The organism is Euzebyales bacterium, from assembly GCA_035461305.1.
Taxonomy (GTDB): Bacteria; Actinomycetota; Nitriliruptoria; order Euzebyales; family JAHELV01; genus JAHELV01.
The window spans coordinates 1-1,856 of sequence record DATHVN010000220.1; the positions used below are offsets into that span (position 1 = coordinate 1).

2 protein-coding genes are annotated in these 1,856 nt (G+C 70.6%); both read right to left on the minus strand.

Going from position 1 to position 1,856, the window contains the following annotated elements; translation table 11 throughout:
- Positions 1-1,161, minus strand: a 1,161-nt coding sequence (locus tag VK923_20025; GenBank protein ID HSJ46966.1) for an IS256 family transposase, incomplete at its 3' end; no start/stop codon positions are given.
- A 96-nt stretch (positions 1,162-1,257) separates the two neighbouring features.
- A complete protein-coding gene (locus VK923_20030; protein ID HSJ46967.1) occupies positions 1,258-1,737 on the minus strand; it encodes a hypothetical protein in 480 nt (159 codons plus the stop codon).
- Positions 1,738-1,856: the final 119 nt, after the last annotated feature.

Genomic DNA, 1,856 nt, shown 5'->3' on the forward strand with positions numbered 1-1,856 from the left:
CGCGTCGCGGCGTGGTGTTCGGCCGCGACCAGCTGCAGGTAGTCGATGCCCGACGGGGCGGGCGGGTCGTCGCTGGTGTCGCGGTGGCTGGCCGCCTTGGGATGGACGTGCGTGCGGATCTCGTGGACGGTGGCGTGGCCGAAGGACCGCGGGGTCGAACGCCAGGAACGGCGTGAACAGCTCCCAGTTGCGGCGCCACAGGTCCACGATCGCGGGGTAGCGGTCGCCCCACTCGAGCTCGAAGTCGTCCATCGCATCGGCGGCCGCGTCGACCGTGGGCGCCTGATAGATCGGCTTGAGCGCCTTGGTGACCGCCCGGCGGTCCTTCCACGAGCAGAACTTGATCGAGTTGCGGATCAGGTGCACCACACAGGTCTGCACGGTGGTCTGCGGCCACACCGTCTCCAACGCGTCGGGCAGGCCGGCCAGGCCGTCGCAGCAGGCGACCAGCACGTCGCCCACGCCGCGGTTTTTCAGCTCGGTGCACACGGCAAGCCAGAACTTGGCGCCCTCGCTGCCGTCGCCCAGCCACAGGCCCAGGACGTGCTTGGCGCCGTCGACATCGACGCCCAGCGCGAGGTACACGGGCCGGTTGACGACCACCCGGTCGGTGCGGACCTTGACCACGATCGCGTCGACGTAGATGACCGGATAGACGGCGTCGAGTGGGCGGGCCTGCCAGGCGCGCAGCTCGCCGATGACCGCGTCGGTGATCTTGGAGATCAACTCGGGGGAGACCTCGACCTGGTACGCGTCGGCCAGGTGCGCCTGGACGTCGCGGACGGTCATGCCGCGGGCGACCAGCCCGACCACCAGATCGTTGAAGCCGCGCAGGCGCCGTTGATGCTTGGCGACCAGCTTGGGTTCGAACGTCCCGTTGCGGTCGCGGGGCACGTCGACGGGCACCGCGCCGGCGTCGGTCAGCACCTTCTTGGCAGTCGTGCCGTTACGGTTGTTGCCCGACCCGCGACCGGCCGGGTCGCCGCGCTCGTAGCCGAGGTGGTCGGTCAACTCGACGTCGAGCGCGCGGTTCATGATCTGGCTGGTCAGCTCGGTCAATACCCCCTCGGGGCCCAGCAGCTCCAGACCCTCGGCGTCGATCTGGTCCATCAACCGGTCCAACGTGTCCTCGTCGATCACCGGGCGGTCCACCGTGGGCATGGCCGAATCACTCCTATCCTGGCGTGCAGTCGTCATCACAGGTCCCTTCTAGACCAGGCGCTCTCCCGGTCCGGTCAGGCACCACACACAAACCATTCAACAGGCCCCCACGGTGCGGCCGTCCGCCCGGCGACGCACACCCTGGCGGCCCGCCCGCACCGCCATCGCGTCGGCGACCAGCGCTGCGGTCAGCGCCCCGGCGAACGTCACCGCCGTGTACAGCACCGCCGTCAGCGGTCCGAAGATCAGGGCGAGCGCGGCGACGATCGACGCGTCGAGCACCAGCGCGGACAGCAGGAACCCGACCCACACGGACGTGCGCACGGCGGCATCGACCATCGCGACCAGCGCGGGGATCGCCGAGTGGTGCAGAAGGGTATCAGGAACCCCAGCGCGATGCCCTTGACCGCCGCGGCGACGCGGCCGCTGCTCAGCAGCCGGCGCAGCCGGTGCACTCCCAGACGCCGCGGCGACCGCGACCACGGTCGCGATCGCCAGGAACAGCGCGACCAGCTCTGCCAGCAGCCCCACCGATGCGACCGCGGCGTCGAGCACGCGGCCGCCACGGTCACGCACGCCAGGGCCGCTGCCGACAGCGGATCACCGTCGGCCACCGGCACGCGCCCCATGACGACATCGGCCGCGGCCGGAAACGACGTCAGGCAGTCGTCGTTGACCCGAGACAGGCCGGCCGT